18 protein-coding genes and 1 tRNA gene are annotated in these 22217 nt (G+C 32.2%); 4 read left to right on the top strand and 15 right to left on the bottom strand.

Features of this window, described 5'->3' with window-relative positions; genetic code table 11:
* Positions 1-17: 17 nt before the first annotated feature.
* Entirely contained in the window at positions 18-2057 is a 2040-nt protein-coding gene (locus BUA46_RS12505) for a ComEC/Rec2 family competence protein (RefSeq protein ID WP_019387936.1), read from the top strand.
* Positions 2058-2062: 5 nt separating this feature from the next.
* Here the strand turns inward: BUA46_RS12505 and BUA46_RS12500 are convergent, their stop codons facing one another.
* The 5 genes from BUA46_RS12500 to BUA46_RS12480 all read right to left on the bottom strand — a co-directional run bounded on the left by BUA46_RS12500 (position 2063) and on the right by BUA46_RS12480 (position 8836).
* On the bottom strand, positions 2063-2533 hold the full coding sequence (locus tag BUA46_RS12500; RefSeq protein WP_019387937.1) for a thioredoxin family protein: 471 nt from the start codon (positions 2531-2533) through the stop codon (positions 2063-2065).
* Positions 2534-2548: 15 nt separating this feature from the next.
* On the bottom strand, positions 2549-3097 hold the full coding sequence (locus tag BUA46_RS12495) for a thioredoxin family protein (RefSeq protein WP_019387938.1): 549 nt from the start codon (positions 3095-3097) through the stop codon (positions 2549-2551).
* A gap of 88 nt (positions 3098-3185) precedes the next feature.
* Entirely contained in the window at positions 3186-4970 is a 1785-nt protein-coding gene (locus BUA46_RS12490; protein WP_019387939.1) for a peptide MFS transporter, read from the bottom strand.
* A 56-nt stretch (positions 4971-5026) separates the two neighbouring features.
* The gene (locus BUA46_RS12485) at positions 5027-6580 is read right to left on the bottom strand and encodes a peptide MFS transporter (RefSeq protein ID WP_019387940.1); all 1554 of its coding nucleotides are present in this window, start codon (positions 6578-6580) and stop codon (positions 5027-5029) included.
* Between the two features lie 21 nt (positions 6581-6601).
* A complete protein-coding gene (locus BUA46_RS12480) occupies positions 6602-8836 on the bottom strand; it encodes a S9 family peptidase (protein ID WP_019387941.1) in 2235 nt (744 codons plus the stop codon).
* A 240-nt stretch (positions 8837-9076) separates the two neighbouring features.
* Between BUA46_RS12480 and BUA46_RS12475 the strand changes: the two genes are divergently transcribed.
* Together BUA46_RS12475 and BUA46_RS12470 are read left to right on the top strand one after the other, a co-directional pair.
* The gene (locus BUA46_RS12475) at positions 9077-10405 is read left to right on the top strand and encodes a hydroxymethylglutaryl-CoA reductase, degradative (protein ID WP_019387942.1); all 1329 of its coding nucleotides are present in this window, start codon (positions 9077-9079) and stop codon (positions 10403-10405) included.
* A complete protein-coding gene (locus tag BUA46_RS12470; RefSeq protein WP_019387943.1) occupies positions 10395-11327 on the top strand; it encodes a GYDIA family GHMP kinase in 933 nt (310 codons plus the stop codon). The genes BUA46_RS12475 and BUA46_RS12470 overlap by 11 nt, the downstream gene beginning before the upstream one ends.
* A 57-nt stretch (positions 11328-11384) precedes the next feature.
* Here BUA46_RS12470 and BUA46_RS12465 read toward each other — a convergent pair whose 3' ends face one another.
* The 7 genes from BUA46_RS12465 to BUA46_RS12435 all read right to left on the bottom strand — a co-directional run bounded on the left by BUA46_RS12465 (position 11385) and on the right by BUA46_RS12435 (position 19279).
* Positions 11385-13514: a peptidylprolyl isomerase gene (locus tag BUA46_RS12465; RefSeq protein ID WP_019387944.1), complete on the bottom strand. Its 2130-nt coding sequence runs from the start codon at positions 13512-13514 to the stop codon at positions 11385-11387.
* 222 nt (positions 13515-13736) lie between these two features.
* On the bottom strand, positions 13737-15029 hold the full coding sequence (locus tag BUA46_RS12460; protein WP_019387945.1) for a hemolysin family protein: 1293 nt from the start codon (positions 15027-15029) through the stop codon (positions 13737-13739).
* Positions 15030-15224: a hypothetical protein gene (locus BUA46_RS12455; RefSeq protein ID WP_019387946.1), complete on the bottom strand. Its 195-nt coding sequence runs from the start codon at positions 15222-15224 to the stop codon at positions 15030-15032.
* Positions 15225-15290: 66 nt separating this feature from the next.
* A complete protein-coding gene (gene lptC, locus BUA46_RS12450) occupies positions 15291-15845 on the bottom strand; it encodes an LPS export ABC transporter periplasmic protein LptC (protein ID WP_026010066.1) in 555 nt (184 codons plus the stop codon).
* Entirely contained in the window at positions 15845-17227 is a 1383-nt protein-coding gene (locus BUA46_RS12445; protein WP_026010067.1) for a tetratricopeptide repeat protein, read from the bottom strand. The genes lptC and BUA46_RS12445 overlap by 1 nt, the downstream gene beginning before the upstream one ends.
* Positions 17228-17246: 19 nt before the next feature.
* The gene (gene bamG / locus BUA46_RS12440; RefSeq protein ID WP_019387949.1) at positions 17247-18551 is read right to left on the bottom strand and encodes a BamG family beta-barrel-assembly machinery protein; all 1305 of its coding nucleotides are present in this window, start codon (positions 18549-18551) and stop codon (positions 17247-17249) included.
* The gene (locus BUA46_RS12435) at positions 18551-19279 is read right to left on the bottom strand and encodes a type III pantothenate kinase (protein WP_019387950.1); all 729 of its coding nucleotides are present in this window, start codon (positions 19277-19279) and stop codon (positions 18551-18553) included. The genes bamG and BUA46_RS12435 overlap by 1 nt, the downstream gene beginning before the upstream one ends.
* Positions 19280-19459: 180 nt before the next feature.
* Here BUA46_RS12435 and BUA46_RS12430 point away from each other — a divergent pair.
* Positions 19460-19532 (top strand) — tRNA-Phe (locus BUA46_RS12430).
* A gap of 86 nt (positions 19533-19618) precedes the next feature.
* Here the strand turns inward: BUA46_RS12430 and BUA46_RS12425 are convergent.
* The 3 genes from BUA46_RS12425 to BUA46_RS12415 all read right to left on the bottom strand — a co-directional run.
* Complete coding sequence (locus BUA46_RS12425; RefSeq protein WP_019387951.1) at positions 19619-20020, bottom strand: heavy-metal-associated domain-containing protein; 402 nt, start codon at positions 20018-20020, stop codon at positions 19619-19621.
* A 33-nt stretch (positions 20021-20053) separates the two neighbouring features.
* Complete coding sequence (locus tag BUA46_RS12420; protein WP_019387952.1) at positions 20054-21826, bottom strand: efflux RND transporter periplasmic adaptor subunit; 1773 nt, start codon at positions 21824-21826, stop codon at positions 20054-20056.
* Between the two features lie 4 nt (positions 21827-21830).
* On the bottom strand, positions 21831-22217 hold a 387-nt coding region (locus BUA46_RS12415), incomplete at its 5' end, for an HAD-IC family P-type ATPase (protein WP_143148135.1).

Genomic DNA, 22217 nt, shown 5'->3' with positions numbered 1-22217 from the left:
TTATATCTTTCAAGGGTATGAGGTTACTCAATTTCGCCATAATTAAACTAACTTTTTGCCTCATTATAGGCATCATTATTGGCTATTTAATTGATATTTCGCTGCAACTTTCAATTGCACTAACAGCTATTTTATTGATACTTCTAGCTGTTATTTATATTATAACTCACAAACAATTTACACAATCTATCTGGTTTGGATTAATTACTTTTTTTGTAACCATATCAATCGGTGTATTAACTACTAATTTCCATAACCAGAAAAACTTTTCGAATCATTACACTCATGTAATTTCTGCCGAAAACAACCATTTAAAAACCATTACTTTTAGAGTTCGTGAGGTTTTAAAACCAGGTAATTTTTATGATAAATATGTTATTGACATATTAGAAATAGAAGGTAAACAAACAACGGGCAAAACGCTTCTAAACATACAGAAAGACAGCTTGCAAAATCCTTTAAAAGTTGATAATGTTTTTATTAGTAAAGCTGAATTCAAAAATTTAATTCATCCTTTAAATCCACACCAATTTGATTATAAAAATTATTTAAAGAAAAAATACATCTATCATCAACTCTTTATTAATGAAGATGTCTTATTCCCAGTTGAATCTAATACCAAAACACTCTTAGGAATAGCAGATGATATTCGGCAGCATGTAAACGATAAGCTAAAACTCTATCATTTTAATCCAGACGAACTTGCCATTATTAATGCACTTTTAATGGGGCAACGCCAAGATATTAGCGACGAAGTTTACACCAGCTACACCAATGCTGGAGCCATACATATATTAGCTGTTTCAGGATTGCATGTGGGTATTATACTAATCATTCTTGGGTTCATTTTAAAACCAATAGAACGACTTAAACATGGAAAACTTATAAAAACTATTTTACTGTTAAGTATTTTATGGAGTTTTGCCTTGCTTGCAGGTCTTTCTGCTTCGGTTACTCGAGCCGTAACTATGTTTAGTATTGTTGCCATCGCAATTAACTTGAAACGACCAACTAACATATTTAACACGCTTGCCATAAGCATATTTGTGATCTTGCTTTTTAAACCACTATTTATTTTTGATGTTGGATTTCAATTAAGTTATCTCGCCGTATTTGCAATAGTAACCATTGACCCATTGCTTTATTGTATATGGAAACCCAAATACTGGCTCACAAATGTATTCTGGCATACATTCACCATAACCATTTCAGCTCAATTTGGTATTATTCCTGTTAGTTTATATTACTTTCATCAGTTTCCAAGTTTATTTTTTATTTCGAATTTAGTAATCATTCCAGGTTTAGGAATTATTCTAGGTTTTGGCATACTAGTCATTTTATTAGCTGTTTTAAACATGCTTCCACAATTTTTAGCAGATGTGTTCGGACATGTTATTTATTTAATGAATAGTTTTGTTGGTTGGGTATCTAAACAAGAAGCATTCTTATTTAAAGACATTTCGTTTAGCTTGCTTTACGTGCTTGTTTCTTATCTAGTCATTATCACTTTTGTTCGACTACTTTTCAAAAAAAATTATTTAAACTTAAAGCTGTTTTTAAGCGCAATACTTATTGCTCAAGGGGCATTATTCTTTAATACTTTCAATAAGCCTTCAAATGAATTTATTGTATTTCACAAAAGCAGAAATAGTTTATTAGGGAACCTCTCAAATAACAAAATAGTTATTGCAAACGATTTTGATAGCATAACTCGTGCTCATAATAAAATTATAAAAGATTACACTGTTGGCAATCATATAAAAACAGTTTTAGAAGATAGCATCAAACCAATTTACCAGCTTAATAAGAAGCATCTTTTAATTATTGATAGTTTAGGAGTTTACAATATAAAGTCTATAAATCCAGAATATATATTACTTAGGCAATCGCCAAAAATTAACTTAAATAGATTGATTGATTCGTTAAAGCCAAAACAAATTATTGCCGATGGAAGTAACTATAAAACTTATATAGACCATTGGGAAAATATATGTGAAAAAAGAAAGCTCCCTTTTCACCAAACAAGTAAAAAAGGAGCCTTTATTATAAATTATTAAAACCTCTATATTGTTTTATTGACGATGTTATCTGCAACCTCGAGCCATTTACCGGCTCCTCCTCTTACATAACCTGTTTTACCAAGATTATTCAAATTCATTTTACCATCAGGCATTTTTTCTGGTTGCACGAAATAGACTGAAGGATACCCTCTTACTTTAAACATTGCTTGTAATTGACGATTTTGCCCTTTCAATTTAGGATCTTGAGGTGTACGTCTTGGAAAATCTAATTCTACTAACACCAAATCGTCAGACCATTTTTCAAAGTCAGGAGTTTTAAACACTTCATTTTGTAATTTAATACACCAACCACACCAATCTGAGCCTGTAAAAAACAGCATTACTTTTTTATCTTCATTCAAAGCTAATTCTAATGCTTCATTAAAATCGGTATGCCATGTTATCCTTTTCTGAGCGAAAGTTTGAACAGACATGAATCCAATTAAAATCAAAATAAATATAATTTTTTTCATTTTTATTGTTTTAGGTTACCCTTTAAATTCGTTTTGAAATGCCTTATAATAAGCATTAAATTTTTCTTGGGTATCTAGAGTTTTATGATCATCTCGTTTAAACATTTTCAAATAAAGCTCTATTTGCTGCGGCGTTTTATAACCTTTTAAAGGGAAAATTAAATTTGAATTTTCGTCTAAAAAAACAATGGTAGGGAATACTTGAATTTGAAAATAACGCGATAATTCGTGAGGCGAATTTCTTCTGTTTGCTAAATCTGGATTGTAATTAGGATTTGAGAATTCTTGTCCATTAAAATTCACAACCTCGTTACCTTCTGCATTAAACTTTACAGCGTAATAATGTTTATTCACATAATCGGCAACATCTTGATTTTGAAACGTGTTTCTATCAAGCATTTTACAAGGGCCGCACCAATTGGTGTAAGCATCAATCATAATTTTTTTAGGATTCTTTTTCTGACGTATAACAGCTTCTTCTAAAGATACCCAATTTATCTTTTGAGCTATGGCATTGAAACTTACGAAGGCCGTAGCTAGTAGTAATAATATAATCTTCTTCATGACTAACTCTGTTGCAAAAGTTGTTCCGAACTTACAAAAAATGCTCCTAATTAGGAGCATTTTGATAGTTTTTTAACTATTTATTCGATTAACGAACACCATGCATTAATTTTTTTAATATCGGATTTAATAACATGGAAATCACGCCTACACCAGCGGGAACCAACGTAAATATTAAGAAAAATGTACTTAATGAGTATTGTTCAGTTATTTTGTCAATCATTCCGCCCATGGTACCTGCCGCCTTTTGACCAATGGCAATGGCTAAATACCAAATACCAAACATAAATCCAATCATTCTACCTGGAACCAATTTACTGAGATAAGATAATCCTACTGGAGAAATACACAATTCACCCATGGTATGGAATAAATAGGCCAATATTAAGAAAATCATACTTACTGAAGCAGTTTTTGCTCCTTGTGGTATTCCTAGCGTTCCAAAAACTAATATCCCGAATCCTAAACCTAATAGAATTAATCCAATACCATATTTCATTGCTACACTGGGGTTATATTTACTTTCCCACCATTTTGAAAATAGAGGCGCTAATGTAATAATGAAGAATGAATTTAAGATACCGAACCAAGAAGCACCAACCTCTGTAGTTTCTTTACTAAACTCATTATTAATTTTATAATAAACAACATACCATAAAAAAACAAATGTTGCTCCAAGCACGATATTTGAATATGGTATTTTTGAGTATGTTTTTTTAAATAATAAATACAATACCCAAGTTATTATTGCCAACGGTACTATAGTTAATACAGTATCAATAATTTTAAATATTAAAGCCGAATTTCCTGTTAATGCTCTGGCCGTATAATCTCTAGCAAAAAGCGTCATAGAACCTAATGACTGCTCAAAAGCTCCAAAAAAGAATACTGTGAAAATCCCAAAAATTGAAACTGCGATAATCTTGTCTCTTATTACAGCATTATACCTAGACATTCTTGAAATAATTAGATACAAGAACAAGACCAAAGCTATTAAAATTGTGGCACTTGAACCATCTAAATTACCTAAGCTAAAAGGCAATAAATTGATGTTTCCTATTTTTGATATAGGATCATTAAACAGATACAAGAGTCCTCCAATTGCAGATAAAACAATTAATAATTTATCAATAGATGTAAACGGATTTAGTTTTTCATCTTCTTGCTTCTCTATGCTCACAGAAGGTGATTCTTCATTTATATTTTGTGGTAATTCAACTTCATAAACTTTTGAAGGTCTTTCACCAATTTGTCCAAACAAATCTTTAGCTAACCAAAATTGTACTAATCCACCAAGCATGAATATCCCTGCTAACCCAAATCCATAACTCCAACCAATATTTTCAGCCAAATAACCGCAAAGCATCATGCCAAAAAACGCACCTGCGTTAACACCCATATAATAAATGGTATAAGCGCCATCCTTTTTTGATTCTTTGCCTTTGTACATTTCAGAAATCATTGACGTCATGTTTGGTTTAAAAAATCCAGTACCAATAACTAACAACGCCAAACCTAGATATAAGGACCACGTGGTTTCGAAAACCATCGCCGCGTGACCTAACATCATGATGAAACACCCTATAATTACAGCCCACTTATAACCCGTAATTTTATCCGCTAACCAACCTCCTACAATTGGTGTTAAGTATAATAACGAAGAATAGGTGCCAATTAAAGCTAAAGCATTTTCTCTTGACCATTCCCACCCCGGATTATCGCTTAAATACGGAGCCGTTAAAAATAGAACTAGCAGAATTTTCATTCCGTAAAATGAAAAACGCTCCCACATTTCAGTAAAAAATATTACAAAAAGACCCGCAGGATGACCAATGACCTTGTCTTTAAAAAGATTTTCAATATCCGTATTCATAAAAGATTAGTTAAATTTATAATGAATAAAACCCTACTAAAATAGGGTTTTAAATTTTAATTATCAGCTAATTCGAAACCTTCGGCTTCTTCATTTTTTAATATCCTTTCGCTTTCTTCAGCACCATGTGTTAATCGTTTTAAAGGTTTTAAAATCAAAATAAACAATAAACCTATAATAACGGTGAAGATTACAATGCCTGAGAAAATAGTTAACTCGCCAAACTCTGAGGCCGATTCTCCTACAATTCCTGCTACTTTATTACCTAAACCTGTTGCAGCAAAATACACCCCCATCATTAACGACGCATATTTAACTGGCGCCAATTTTGTAATAAATGATAATGCAACTGGAGATATACATAACTCACCAATGGTATGAAATAAATAAGCTAACACTAACCAAATCATACTTGACGTTCCAGATTTATCAAACTCCATTGCAGCGAAAACCATAAATAGAAATCCGAATCCCATAATGATAATACCTAATGCCATTTTAAATAATGACGAAGCTTCTTTACCTTTTAACTTTCGCTTAGCCCAAACGCTTGCAACACCCGTGGCAAAAATAATGATAAACCCTGCATTTAAACTTTGAAACATTACCGTTGGAATTTCCCATCCAAACAACATTCTATTCGTATTGGTTTCTGTGTAAAGATTCATTAAACCTCCTGCTTGTTCAAAAGCACCCCAAAATATAATTACCATAATAAATGACAAAAGAAGTACTAAGAATCGATCTTTAAATATTTGTGTATCTAATTCTTTATAAATCATCATAAGTAATGATGCAATTGCGGTTAAAAACAAAAATAATAATCCGTAGCTCCAACCCATGGTGTACCAACCAATTAATGATGCAACTAATAATATTCCAGCAAACATTAACTGTTTTGGTGAACTAAATAATTTAGAGTATAAATCACCATAAGACACTTCATTTTCATCATTTGTACTTGGAATGAAATTCCCGACCTCAGTTAAATATTTTTGACCTGCAATATAGTTTAGCAATCCAATAACCATTACAACTCCTGCAAGTCCAAATCCTGCGTGCCATCCCCATTCTGCAACTACCAATCCTACTGTAAGAGTAGCTAATAACGAGCCTAAATTAATTCCGATGTAAAAAATACTAAACCCTTTATCTCGCCTAATATCTCCTTGCTTATATAACCCGCCTACCATAGTAGAAATGTTAGGTTTTAACAATCCAACACCAAGTATAACAAGTCCTAATCCCGTGTAAAACGCCCAAATATCGGTAAGCACTAAAACACCATGTCCTAAACATAATATTATAGCACCGTAAAGCACTGCTCGTTTTTGCCCTATGATTTTATCAGCTATCATCCCTCCAGGAATAGACATTACATAAACCAACATGGTATACCAACCATAAAGCGCTAATGCTTCTTGATTGCTCCAACCTAAACCAGGTCCTCTATCATCGCCCATAGTTTGAGTGGTCATGTAAAGCACCAAAAGTGCTCGCATTCCATAATATGAGAAACGTTCCCACATTTCTGTTAAGAATAGTATGTATAATCCTATTGGTTGTCCAAATAATTCCTTTTGATGTGGTTTTAAAGCTGACGCAGACATATGTTTATTTTTGGTTAGTTTTTATCCTTTAATTTTAACTTGATTTACTTTAGTTTCTTCTTCTTTCTGTATTTTATCACCAAGCGTTTCGTGTATAAAGTTTGTCATTTTTTTATACAAGTGTAGTCTTGTGTTTCCACCATAAATACCATGGTTTTTATCTGGGTAAATAGCCCAGTCAAATTGCTTATCGGCTTGAATTAAAGCCTCTGCTAAGCGCATGGTATTTTGTAAATGCACATTATCATCACTAGAACCATGCACTAAAAGAAATTCGCCTTTTAATTTATCAACGTGGTTTATTGGTGAATTTTCATCATAACCACTGGCATTTTCTTGAGGAGTGGTCATGTAACGCTCTGTATAGATCGTATCGTAAAATCTCCAGCTACTAACTGGTGCGACTGCAATTGCCATATTAAAAACATCGTTACCTTTAAATAAACAGTTACTACTCATAAAACCACCATAACTCCAACCCCAAATACCAATTCTGTCAGCGTCAATATATTCTAATTCGCCTAATTGCTTTGCAGCCGCAATTTGATCTTCAATCTCATACTTACCTAATTCATTCTGTGTAACCTTTTTAAAATCGGCTCCTTTAAAACCAGTGCCTCTACCATCAATACAAGCAATAATATAGCCTTGTTGTGCTAAATGCTGATACCAATAATCGTTAGCACCGTTCCATCTATTAGCCACTTGCTGAGAACCAGGACCTGAGTATTGATACATTAATAAAGGATATGTTTTAGAAGCATCAAAATCTGCAGGTTTTATCATCCACATATTTAAATCGTTCCCATTAATTTGAATGGTACTGAATTCTTTTTTAGATGTTTTATATTCAGAAAGTGTTTGAGCTAATTTATCGTTATCCTTAATGCTTTTGATTAAATTACCCGATACCGAACTGTTCAGAGTATACTCAGGTGGTGTTGTAGCACTAGAGAAAGTATTAATAAAAAATGAAAAATCGGCACTAAAGGATGCGCTATTTGTACCATCACTTTTAGTTAGGCGCTTCTTATTTCTTCCGTTAAGGCTTATTGAATAAACATCTCTATTTATCGAGCCATTTTCAACAGATTGATAAAAGATTGTATTATTCTTTTCATCATAACCATAGTAATTGGTTACTTCCCAATTTCCTTTTGTTAACTGATTGATTAAGTTTCCATTTTTATCATAATGATAAATGTGATTGAAACCGTCTTTTTCACTCGTCCAAATAAAACTATTGTCCTTTAAAAAAGTTAAGTTATCTGTAACGTCAACATAAGCTTTATCTGTTTCCGCTAACACTAATTTTGAATTGTTAGTTTTTGCATTAATCATCCATAAGTCCAATTCATTTTGGTGCCTATTCATGTATTGTGCACTTAAAACATCGGGGCTATTTGTCCATTTTATTCTAGGAATATAGAAATCCTCATAAGCTTTATCCAACTTAACTTCTTCGGTATTTTTAGAGGTTAAATCGAAAATATGTAATGAAACTAAAGCGTTAGCTTCACCCGCCTTTGGGTATTTAAAAACGTGTTGCGTTTGATAAAGTTCAGTACCATAAACATCCATAGAAAACTCAGGAACCTGAGTTTCATCAAAACGAATAAATGCAATCTTGTTACTATCGGCATTCCAATCGAAAGCGCGTACAAAACTAAATTCTTCCTCATAAACCCAGTCTGTGATACCGTTTATAACTTTATTTTTTTCACCGTCAGTAGTTATTTGAGTAATTGCTCCACTTTCTAGATTTTTGACATAAAGATTATTGTCTTTAGCAAAGGCCACTTTATTACCATCGGGCGAAAATGTAGGTTCTTGAATTTTATCTTCTGATATTAAATCTAAAGATGCATCCTTTACATTATAAACATAGTAATTTCCAAGTGCTGATCGTCGGTAAATAGCTTTTTCATTCGTAGCTAAAATTACTTTTTGTTCATTATTACTAAACGTATAATCTGTAAAATATGGAATGTCTTCAAGATTTTCAGAACTTACCAAGGTCTTTACCTTTTTCAAAGTTTTGTAATCATAAATATCTATCGAGGTACTTCTACTATCTCTATCAAAATTTAAAACTGAATATTGCTGACCGTTTTGCATCGAATGCAATACATCCATACGTTCAGTTCTAAAAGTGCCATCTTTCCAAATGTCTTCTAAAGTAATTTCTTTTGTTTGTGCCGATAAAAATGTTGTAATGAAAATGCAAACGAAATAGGAGAATTTAATATGTTTCATGTAGTTATAATAATTATTTTTTTAATCTTAAGTTGCACTAATAAACTGACTTTTAACTTGAAAAAATTAATCAATTAGAAGTGTATCATCAAAAAAACTATTTATTTCATAAATTGATGTCAAGTTTACTAAAAATTATGCAAAAAACCCTAATTATTAACACTTAATAATACGGTTTTTAACTAGGTATTCAATATTCATACCAAGAGTAGTATCTTTGCACTGCAAATTTGTAAGACTATGAGTAAAACGATTGCTGGTTTTTCTAAATTATCAAAATCAAAAAAGATTGATTGGATAGTTGATACTTATTTTTCAGATGCTGAAGACGCTAAAGAGATTTTAAAACAATATTGGAATTCTAATATTAAGCTACAACAATTACACGATGAGTTTATAGAAAATACGATTACAAACTATTATTTACCACTTGGTGTTGCTCCTAATTTTCTAATCAACAACAAACTTTATACTATTCCAATGGCTATAGAAGAAAGTTCAGTTGTTGCTGCTGCAAGTAAAGCAGCTAAATTTTGGTTAGAAAGAGGTGGATTTAAGACAAAAGTCATAGCAACCACTAAAATTGGTCAAGTACACTTTATTTATCAAGGTAATTTTGAAAAATTAAAACAGTTTTTCACACAAGTAAAATCAAAATTAATTGATGATACTGAAGCCATCACAAGAAATATGAAAAAGCGTGGTGGCGGCATTATTGATATTGAACTGCGGGATAAATCATCAAGCATAAACAACTATTACCAGCTGCATGCATCATTCGAAACTTTAGATGCTATGGGCGCTAATTTCATAAATTCTTGCTTAGAACAGTTTGCAAAAACCTTTAAACAGGAAGCTTTGCAGTTTGCCTTATTTTCTAAAGAAGAAAAACAGATAGACATTGTAATGAGTATACTTTCTAATTACGTGCCTGATTGCTTAGTACGTGCAGAAGTGAGTTGCCCTATTGAAGACTTAAGTGAAAATGACACCATTTCAGGTGAAGACTTTGCTAACAAATTTATACAAGCTGTAAATATTGCTGAAATAGAGCCATACAGAGCGGTAACCCATAACAAAGGAGTTATGAACGGTATTGACGCGGTTGTACTGGCTACAGGAAACGATTTCAGGGCAGTTGAAGCAGGTGTACATGCTTACGCTGCGAGAAACGGAAGTTACAGTAGCTTGACTCATGCTAAAATAGAAAACGGCATTTTTACTTTTTGGACCGAATTGCCTTTAGCTTTAGGAACCGTTGGTGGACTTACAGGGCTTCACCCTTTGGTGAAACTAGCTTTAGAATTATTACACAAACCATCTGCTAAGGAATTGATGCAAATTGTTGCCGTAGCGGGTTTAGCTCAAAATTTTGCGGCATTACGTTCATTAACAACAACTGGCATTCAACAGGGACATATGAAAATGCACTTAATGAATATTCTAAATCAGTTTGAAGCCAATGACGACGAAAAGCTGGCTTTGACTGAACATTTTAAAACCAATCCTGTTACGCATAGTGCGGTAACTGAAGCTTTAACAAAATTAAGATCGAATAGTGAAAAGTAAAACCTTTTACAGTCATGGCAAGCTCCTACTCTCTGGAGAATATGTCGTTCTTGATGGTGCATTAGCTTTGGCTATTCCAACAAAATTTGGACAATCATTAAGTATCAAACCCATTGAAGAAACTAAATTAGTATGGCAAAGTTTTGATGAAAATAATGAGGTCTGGTTTGAAAATGAATTTGAATTAAATCAATTCAAACCAAAAAATGAAGATGCGCTTTCAAAACGATTGTCTCAAATTTTAAACGCTACCAAAAATTTAAATCCCGAATTTTTAAACACTCAACAAGGTTTTAATATTAAAACGAACTTAGAATTTCCAAAAAACTGGGGCTTAGGGACATCATCTACGCTTATAAATAATATAGCACAGTGGGGAAATATTGACCCATTCAAGCTTTTAGATAAAACATTTGGCGGGAGTGGATACGACATTGCTTGTGCGCAAAACAATAATACTATAACTTATCAACTTCATCTTAATAAAAGCACTAATCAAGTTCAAATAGATAAAAGGGTAATTACTGAGATTGACTTTAATCCAATCTTTAAGGAACAAATTTATTTCGTGCATTTAAATAAAAAACAAAACAGTCGCGATGGGATACAACACTATCATAAAAATAAAGTCAATACCAGAGAAGCCATTGAAATAATTAACAAAATGACTTTAGAAATGATAAATTCTAAATCGTTAGAACATTTTCAAAACTTAATGTATGAACATGAAACCATCATTTCAAAATTAACTAACCAAATACCTTTAAAAGAAGCTATGTTTCATGATTTTGATGGCGCTATAAAAAGCCTAGGAGCTTGGGGTGGAGATTTTATAATGGTTGCATCAAAAATCAATCCTCAACAATATTTTAAAGAAAAAGGTTTTACTACCATATTACCATATAAGAATATGGTATTTTAGACGTATAAAAAAAGCCTCGATAATCGAGGCTTTTTTTATTTATCTATAATAATATAACTATTGTATTTGACTTGCTGCTCTATTGTCTTCAATTTCAGCAGCTTCTTTTAATGCATTATAAAGTTTTGTATTTACAGCACTAGCCTTTTGTTGTTCAACTCTATTAGCAGAAGCTTGATAATTATCTAATTCTACTGCTGGAGTAACTTTAGTAACTTGCACCATATATACACCATTTGCACCTTCAATTAGTCCAGAAGTTTCACCTTCCTTTAAACCGAATGCGGCACCTACTACTAATGGTTCTCTACCAGCCCCAGATATGGTTGGGTTTTTCATATTGATACCACTTGCAGTTCTTACACTTGTTTTTTCAGCTGTTGCTAATTCATTCAAAGTTGTAGCAGACACTCTATCTTTAATAAGTTTTGCCTTCTTTTCTTTTCTAACAATTGGCAATACTCTTGCCGTTGCATCTTCAACAGACATTAAACCTTTTTCGTGCTTTGCAACTAATTGTGCAATTACATAACCATTAGGAATATTAAATCGTTTAATCTCTCCTACATCAACGCCATCTTCAAAAGCCCAACGTACAATTGGTCTTTGATTTCCAACTCCTGGTATATTTTCATCTAAAACTTTGATGCCATTTACTGGTCTTACTGTATATTTTTTCTCAATGGCAAGTGCTTCAAAATCGCCCTCACCTGCTTTAATTTCAAAATTAGAAGCATCTCTAAATACTTTATCTGTAGTTGCTTCTGAAGGTTCAATTTTTCTAGCAATAGTACCTACCTGAATAGCTTTGGTTTTATTTTTTTGACCTTCTATTTCAATAATATGGAAACCAAACACAGTTTTTACAACTCCTAAATCACCTGTTTTACCTTCAAATTCAAAATCATTGAATTCAGGTACCATCGTGTTATATGGGTGCCAATCGTAACGACCTCCCTTTTCAACACTTCCCTTATCAGAAGAAAACGCCGTAACGAACTCTGGGAATTTTGAGCGATTTCTTTTTAGAATTGTTAACAAGCTATCAGCAGTTGCTTTTGCTTGCGCTTCAGTTTTTGTTTCCTCAGGATCAGCACTTTGCGCGCCTTTATAAGGAATTAAAATGTGTCTTACTTTAGCTGAATCTGGAATTTGTTTTACGGCAATAACTTTTGTTACTTTAAAACTTCCGTCGTGCTTATAAGGTCCATAAACTTCACCTTCATTTAAATTATAAATAGCATCCGCAAATTCTGTCGGTAAACTCGATTTAAATACAAAACGCTCATCAAACTTAATATCTGAAGCGGCAATTGAATTAATATAAGCTTCATTATCTTTTACCTTTGAAAAAGCAACTATAGTATCTTTTCTACCTCTTTCGTCAACCAATCTTCCGTTGATATATGTTTCTAATTCTGATTTTATAACATTTTCATCTTCAACTGAAGCTACCTCTTTAAATTCTACAAATCGAATATCTCTTGATGCCTCAACTTCAAATTGTTTTTTATTCTTTTTGATGTATGTGGCAATCTCCGATTTTGACACTTCAACAATACTATCTGGAATCGAAGAAAAAGGAATTTGAACATATTTTATATCTACTTTATTTCCTTCAAGTTCATGCTCTAATTTTCCTTCTGCTAATGTTCCTGTTAATCCTGCCTTAACCATATTGAAATAGTTTTGATTTAAGGCATTTGATGCTAATTGATTTTCATAATTAATCCAACTCTCAAATCCTGCAGGTGATGTTTCTTTTAAATTAGCGATGTATTCATTCATTTTATTTTCATCGAATACACCTGCTTCATTTAAAAAATTAGGGTTTGTTGCTAAAGACGTTTTAAGTAAATCTCTCATTTGGTCCTTTTCAACAGAAATTTCCAACTCTTCGAATTGAGTTTCCATAACGGCTTGTCTCACTTCCTGTTCCCATACTCTATTCATCACTTGGGTAGTTGTTGCATTCGGTCCCATTTGACGTTGTAACTGTTCTACTTTAAACATAAAGTCTTCACGAGAAATTTCTTTTCCGTTTATGGTTGCAACAATATTTTGAGACTTCGATGTTAGCGCATCACTGTTTTTGAATAAATCTGCTAATACGAAAGAGAATAACGCTAAAGCGATAATTAATATCAAAAAAAGTGAACGTTGTCTTATTTTATTTAAAACTGCCATTTGTAAATTAAATTTTTAATGCCCGATAGTAGGGATTTGCTTGTTAAGTTGGTATCAATTAATTTCTAACTGAAAAAAATATCGTGCGCGAAAATACCATTTTCTATTCAATAATAAAAGGGATATTTGTTTTATTGTAATTGTAAAAAACCAAAAAGTTGTTAATGATAGTTTGGAAGTTCAACTCTGAAATTTATTTAATGTTTCGGATATTAAAACCACTTATTTATCTTCTATGAGTAGTTTAATTTCAACCAAATCAATTTTTGTATTTGACACTTCTAAAATTGTAAATTGAAAGTTATCTATAATTACAACATCATTCTGTGCAGGAATTTCTTCAGTATGATTCACTACAAGCCCCCCAAGTGTCTCATAATTTTCACTTTCAGGCAAATTTATCTTATAAGTTTCATTTATGTAATCCACTTCTAAACGCGCCGAAAATTTATAATTATTAGCTTCTAATGTTTCTTCTATCAAATCAACCGAATCGTGTTCATCTTCAATTTCTCCAAATAACTCCTCAACAATATCTTCAACGGTCATTATCCCAGAAGTACCACCGTATTCATCTAGAACTACTGCAATACTTCTGCGCTTTTTAGTGAGTACACTCAACACATCCTTAATTAACACAGTTTCTGGCACAAACTCTACTGGTGTTAACATAGACTTTATGGTTTTACGTTTTTTAAACAACTCAAAAGAGTGAACGTATCCTACAATATCATCAACAGTATCTTTATAAACCAATATTTTAGTTCTTCCTGTTTCTGTAAATAAGGTATTTAGCGATTTTACAGAGTCTGAAATTTCTACAGCAATAATTTCAGTTCTTGGAATCATTACTTCTCGAGCTTTTACTTCTGAAAATTCAAGTGCATTTTGAAAAATTTGAATTTCGCTATCTACATCATCTTTTTCTTCAACCGACTCCATTTGTTCGCTTATGTAATTACCTAACTCCACTTTTGTAAAAGCTAATTGAATCTGATCTCCATCCGTTTTAAAAAGCACTTTCAACACAAAATCTGAAATCCAAATCACAAATTCTGATACCAATGAAAATCCGATATAAAAAATATAGGCAGGTATTGCCAATGCTTTAATTAAAGTATTTGCATAAATCTGAAAAAAAACTTTCGGCAAAAACTCGGCGGTAATTAAAATAATAAATGTTGAAATGATAGTTTGTGTTAACAAACTCAAATCGGTTAACATATAATCTAGTAAGCCATAACTTGTTGGCAGTAAAGACTGAAACCAACCCACTAACAAATCGCCCATAAAAAACCCATAAATAACTAGTGCAATATTGTTTCCAATAAGCATGGTAGTTATAAATTTAGAGGGTTTCGCAGTTAGTTTTGTTAGAGCTTTAGCAAGAATACCATCCTGTTTTTTCTCAATTTCAATATGAATTTTATTTGAAGACACGTAAGCGATCTCCATCCCTGAAAAAAACGCAGAAAGGATTAGTGATACAATTATAATGATAACATAAATGCTCATTTATTTAGAATTGTCTCTTTTCTCAAATTTATCACTAAAGCGTCTTCTAAAAAAGTACATAAAAATAGCCAATGCAGCTAATCCTAAAGAAATGTAAGCACCATTAGTACCGTTACCCCATTTAGTTATGCCATCATAAATAAATAATACCGCAAAAACCAGGTAAGCGTACTGAAAAATCTTAGAATATTTCATCATTTAAAATTTAAAGCGTAAAGATACTTAAAATTGAGAAAGGTAAATTCGATTAATTTGATAAAACTAATCTTCCAAAGTAATAATTCCAGTTACTTCTAATACTTCGGCATTTGAAAAATCGGCATTGGAATCAAAACCATTGCCATTTATGAGATCTTGATCGGTTTTGAAACTTACGGGTTTATTCGTGTACAACCATTCTTTTTTTTGATCATAAAACAATTGATCCGTTTTTAGTACTCTATTATCATGCGTAGTAATCACCACATTATCCTGCATATCAATTAAATCTGTATTCGCGTATACAAAGGCATTTTCTGCCACTACGGTACTTTTTTTATTTTGCTTATCATATACATAAAGCGTTACACCATCTGTAAACTGATGAAATGGAAAATCTCTGTTGGAATAGTCTAACATTTTTGAACTAATAAGGTTTGCAGAAACCCTACCAGAATCCGTATACTTCACATTAATATTATAATCTACACCTATTGGTTCGTTTTCAGAAATACCTATTTTTTGTACTTGTTTAAAACTATCATTACATGAAAAAAACATAGTCACAATAAATATTGTGACTATGTTTAATATATAATATGTTACTCTTTTTTTCATTAAATATTTGGCACTGTAACAGAAGCTCCAATCCAACAATTAATTTTAATAGTTTGTCCAGCTCTTCCCGAACTAAAGATTTCAGCTTTTTGAGGTGCTTTAGCCATATAGTTAGCAATTGATTGTCCAGCTGCTTTACTTAATGTTGGGTCAACACGAGCCGCTTTTCTAGCCTCGTCTGCCGCTAACCAATACACTGCTCTTTTATCAAAATTAGTATCGCCACAGTTATTAGCACTTGAAGCGTACATAGATGCTATAGCTATATAAGGTCTTCCATTTGATGGATTTAACTTTAAAGCTTGTCTGTAATAGTTTCTTGCCTTTCCAAAGCTTCCTCTAGCTTTAAGTTTCGTAGCAATTTTATAATATAGTTTAGATTTCTTGAAATCATCTGTTTCTAAACCAATGGCTTGCTCAAAAAATGATATGGCACCATTTGTATCTCCATCTTTATCTTTTAAAAGACCTAAGTAATAAGCTGAATTAGCCGAAGGACTTAAATTATGATAAGCGTTTACTAATTCAAAGAATAATGGATCATCTGTACATTCTTTTTCAGACATTTTTCCAGCTGCTCTTTGTAACCAAACTGCATTGCCTTTATTTGCCTCAAAATCTTTCTTATATAATGGAATTAGGTTTTGGCAATTTGCTCTATCACCTAGCTTTCCATCTATACTTCCAGAAATTTGATCGTAAGCCTTTAAATAGCTTTCATAATACTTTTTGTATTTACCTTCCTTACTAGTTAAAGCTGTACCAGCTTCTTCTTTTTCAATAAGCTTATTTAACTTTCCAGAAAAACTCTTTACTTCATCTTCAACCTTTTCAACGACATCATCATATTTATTAAATAAATCTGCAGCAGGTTTTTTACCGGCATCATACAAATCAACCATTAAAGAAAAATAGGTATATAAGCTTTTAGGATTTGAAAATGTTTCTTTATCTAACTTATAAGCAGCATCAAAACAATCGTATAATTCTTGATCTGATTTCCCTAACTCTTTTCTATTGTCATACATTAATTGACAAGATTGTGCAGCGTATTCACCTTTTGGTGTTTTGTTTGCAAAATGTTCTGCTCTTTGTTCCCATAATTTAATAAGGTCATTAATAAAAGCCACCTTTTCCGCACCAGTTGCATTATCAATCTTATGTTCTAGAATTTTTTCACCATCAACATATATTGCGTTATTAAACTTAGGACACTTATTTCTTACCGCCATCCAAGGCTCATAAGCAGCATCGAAGTTTTTCGCTTTAGTATATTCATGGAATATCGAAAGCTTCGTCATACATTCTTCATCTTGTTGCGCAAAACCTAAGTTCAACCCAAAAAATAAAAAAGCTAGTAATAATGTAATTTTTGTTTTCATGATTTTAATTTTGTCCTGTTTAGTCATACTTCCTTTTATTAAACCATCTATCGTTCAAAGATAAACTTAATTGGAAATTAATAAAATTCTCTTGTATTAAATTACTGTTTTTTGTACCTCGTTGTCCAATTTCGAAGCCTAAATTTGCGTTTGACAGTAATCTTGCATCTCCAACTGGTATACCTATACCAAAAGATATGCCAAACTCTTTAATTGATTCGTTATTAATGTTTAACCCAGTTTCTTCAGTTCTAAATCCTGCACGATATACAACCCGTTTCCAATAACTTGAAAAAGAACTATACTGCGGGATATAAAATCCTCCAATAGACAACGAGTAGGCATCCTCATAGGCTGTGTTGTTGCTCGATAATTCAGACGAAAAATCACCAGACTTTAAAAAGGTGGTTTCTGCTCCAACGAACCACTTTCTAGGTTCACCTATACCTGCACCAAATGACAGCCTCGAAGGTAAGATTAAATCTGTCTCATCTAAATTCGAAGCAGCCAAATCTGCTTCTATAGTATTTCTTTCAAACACTTGACCTGAACTATTTATTGTTACCGTAGATAACGATCTTTCGTTCTTCGATGTTAAATTACTTTCAGGCCTATAAGCCAAACTAGAAACTAATTCTAATTTCTGGTTTAACATGGTTTTATAAGATACTCCAAAATTTAAATTTAACCCACTTAAATCCGATCTATTTTTTTCAAGAGACTGATATTGTGTAGGTAAGCCATCAGAATATTGGTAAGCAATGATACTATTTTGAACATTTCCAAAATTATATTGTATATCTACTCCAACTGATAATCCTTTAGCCAAAAGATAGCCAAAACCTAAAAAAGCTTTATTTAAACCCCCTTCTCCTTCAAATTTATATGCAGGATCTTCACTAGCATTTAACGATTCTAGTTTATAACCAACAGCTGTATATGGCAATAAACCAAAGCCAAAACCAAACTTTCCAACTGGAATATTTAGTGCTAAATAGTCAAAGGTTGAAGAAGAGGCCTTATCACTGCCTTTATCGCTTTCTAAATTCGTACTAGAATAACTCCCTCCAACAGCAAACTTTACGGGCCTGCTTTCGCCTCCCCACATTTCTAAGTTTTCACCTGCGTAAGATGCTGGATTTCTCAAATTCACATGAATACTATCGGTATATATACTCAAACCTCCCATACTTCTATTTTCAACAGTCCCTTTAAATTTTAAACTTCCAATACCATAAAAAGAATAAGGTGATGTTGTTCCTTGTTGTGCGTAACTATTAATAGCGGTTACTGCAATAAAAACTAGTACAAGTTTTTTAATCATTAGTTTGAGTTATATTGTAAAATAAAGTTCAATCCCTCTAAAAGAAAATTAGGATTGGCAAATATGCTACTTTTTAATTGTTTAGACAAGAATTTACCATCGCCACCTGTTAAAATTACTGTTAAATCTAAATAATTCATTTTATAAGATTCAATAACCCCATCAATTTCATTCAAAACGCCATGAATAACGCCAGAATGTATAGACTCCTCTGTAGACTCTCCAACAATATTTTTAGGCATTTCCGTTTCTAATAACGGTAAATTCGCAGTTAAATTATTTAACGATTTATAGCGTACTCGTATTCCAGGAGAAATAGCTCCACCCAAATATTCATTCTTATTATTTATAAAATCGTATGTAATACAGGTGCCAGCATCAATAATTAAAACATTATTATTTGAGTAGTTTATCCTTGAAGCGCAAACCAATGCAATTCTATCAACACCTAGCGTTTTTGGCGTTTTATATAAGTTTTTAAATGGAACCTTTATATTAGCATCTAAAATAATTATATCAAAATATTTTGAAATAGCACTTAAATCGCTTTTTTTAAGTTTTCCTACCGATGAAATTATCGCGTGCTCAATTAGCTTAAACTCCTTTTTAATAGCCTGAAGTTCTTTTAAAATCCTATTCAGTTCTACGGTTGTCTTATATTCTATATCTATGCCTTTAAAAACAGCAAGTTTTACATAAGAATTTCCAACATCAATTATTAAATTCATATCTCTAAAAAACTTAAATTTACAAAATGACACACAATAACCAGTCCAAGTTTATCTATATTATTAATTAGAAATAAGTTATCTGTTCATATTAAAATTTTCAAGCAAAATATTCAATTTTTTACAATTTTCTCTTGGCGAATAACAAAATTGAATATATATTTGCAACCGCTTTGGCGAGGTACCTTAGCTCAGTTGGTAGAGCAAAGGACTGAAAATCCTTGTGTCCCTGGTTCGATTCCTGGAGGTACCACGAAAAAATCCCGAAACTTCAATGTTTACGGGGTTTTTTGTTTTTACAGGGACAACATAAGGGACAGTATACACAATTTTACTTCTTTATTTTTGATTCATCGTCATTTCGTGATCGTATTGACAACAACTTGGTAAATCTTTATAGGCTCCTTCACTTCCTGCCACTTTTTCGGTATCGTAACCTGAAGCTGCTATTGCCTTATGAATTGACATTGCATCTGTTTTGGCATCATCAAATGAGACATCAATTTTCTTTTTATCGACATCCCAATTAGCACTTGCAACACCATCTACACCATTTGCCGCTTTTTCAATGGTACTTTTACACATACCACAATTTCCTCTTACTCCAAAAGATAAATCTGTCATTCCGATTTCTTTTGATACTTCTGTTGTTGTAGTTTCTTCAACTTTTTTAGTTTCGTTTTTACAACTTGTTAAACCTAATGCTGCTATTACAGCTAAACTTAAAATTACTTTCTTCATTGTTTTAAAATTTAATTGTTATTACTTGATTTATTATTCTATTACTTGTTTTACTTCTCCACAGGTTAGCATTGCTTCACCAAAATATGGATTGATTACTTTTTCTACTTTGCTCAACCAATAAGCACCATTGTTATTATCTGCCATTGGACAAAACTCTACATACACTTTTTCCTTAACTCCAAACAGTTGAACAGCATTTATTAAGTGTGATGATAGATGCTTGAAATGGTCTCTTTGTTCTTTTATATCTGACGTTTTAGAAATAAATGTTGCAGAAGATTGTATTTCTTTGACTAATGACATCCAATGTGTATGAGCATTATTGTCTGTTAATAATTTCATATCCACTTTACTTAAATTGTTTAATAAACTTGTTGCATTATCTGAAGTATTTTTTGAATCTTCTTTAACTAAAGCATCTTTTAATTTGATATAGTCATTGTAAACAACTTTTAATTGTTCTTGAAATTTCTCTGATCCTGTCAATCTTTCGTTCATATTAGCATGGTCACTTTCTTTTTTTGATGCATTATTATCCATTCCTAAATGTCCTTCGTGACCAGTCATTACTTTGCCACCATCTTTATTCATCATTGATTTTTTACCTTTTAATTGAGCTGCTGCATCAACCGTAAAAGTTCCGTTAGTTACGATTTCATTTCCAACAAATAATCCTTCTAAAACTTCATATTCATTACCAATTTGATTACCTAAAACAACTTCACGCATTTCAAAAACGGTTTGGTCTGGATTGGTTTTTAAATAGACAACAGAACGTTCACCTGTCCAAAGTACAGCAGATGCTGGGATTGTTAATACCTCATCATTACTTCTTGAAACTCGTTCAATATTGGCGGTTACAAACATTCCTGGTTTAAATACATCGTTTTTATTATTAAGCACCACACGTAAGGTTACCGTTCTTGTTTTGGTATTTAATATTGGTTCAATGAAATCTACTTTCCCTTTAAATTCCTTATTAGCATAAGCGTTTGTAGTCACTAAAACTTCTTGTCCCTTTTTAAAAAAATCGATTTGATTTTCATAGACATCAAAGTTTGCCCAAACCGTATTGAGATTTGCAATTTTAAGTAATTGTTGACCTTGTTTAATGTAATCGCCTTGTTCTACTAATTTTTCGGTAACTGTTCCTGAAACGGTTGCATAAACTGGAAAGTTTTCTTTTACTTTTCCAGTTTCTTCTATTTGATTGATTTGATTTTCAGATAGCTTCCACAACTTCAATTTATTGCGAACCGCCTTGTACAATGTAGGTTGCGATTCCTTTAAAGATGATGCTGTAATTAACTCTTGTTGTGCTGCATACAATTCTGGCGAATAAATGGTTGCTAATAATTGACCTTTACGGACATCTTCTCCTGTAAAACTGACATTCAAACGTTCTATTCTACCCGAAAAATAGCTTACTTGTACTGCATTAGCTTCTTCATTTTCAGCAATTTTACCAGATAATTTAATTGTGTTGCCATCAACATTTCCATTACCGATTATGGTTGTTTGGATATTGGCTAAAGCCATAGCATTTTTGGTTAATTTGAATTGGTCTGCTAATAGGCCATCACTTCCACTTTCGGCAGGAATTAAATCCATACCACAAATAGGACAATCGCCTGGTTCTGGTTGCATAATTTGTGGATGCATTGAACACGTCCACATTTGATTGGTTTCTGAAACTTCATTGTGATTATGTTCTGCTTCTTTTTTTGATGAATCACCAAAAATCAACCATCCTAACAACAACCCAACTAACAATATTCCGAAGTAAATTATATATTTTTTCATAGTGTTATATTTTAATATTTCTTAATCGTAATGCGTTTACTATTACTGAAACAGAGCTAAAACTCATTGCTAACGCTGCTATCATTGGTGAGAGTAATATTCCTAAAAAAGGAAATAAAACACCTGCTGCAATAGGTACTCCTAATGTGTTGTAAATAAGTGCGAAAAATAGATTCTGCTTTATATTCTTCATTACGGAATGACTTAAATTTTTAGCCTTTACTATTCCGTGTAAATCACCTTTTACCAAGGTAATCATTGCACTTTCTATCGCTACATCTGTTCCTGTACCCATCGCAATACCTACATCACTTTTTGCCAATGCTGGTGCATCATTAATACCATCACCTGCCATTGCAACCACTTTTCCTTTTTCTTGCAGTTTCTCTAC

Origin of the sequence: Algibacter luteus (assembly GCF_900141715.1) — a bacterium.
Classification (GTDB): domain Bacteria; phylum Bacteroidota; class Bacteroidia; order Flavobacteriales; family Flavobacteriaceae; genus Arenitalea; species Arenitalea lutea.
Note: the sequence above shows the minus strand (reverse complement) of the source record. Positions and strands in the feature narration are given on the sequence as shown.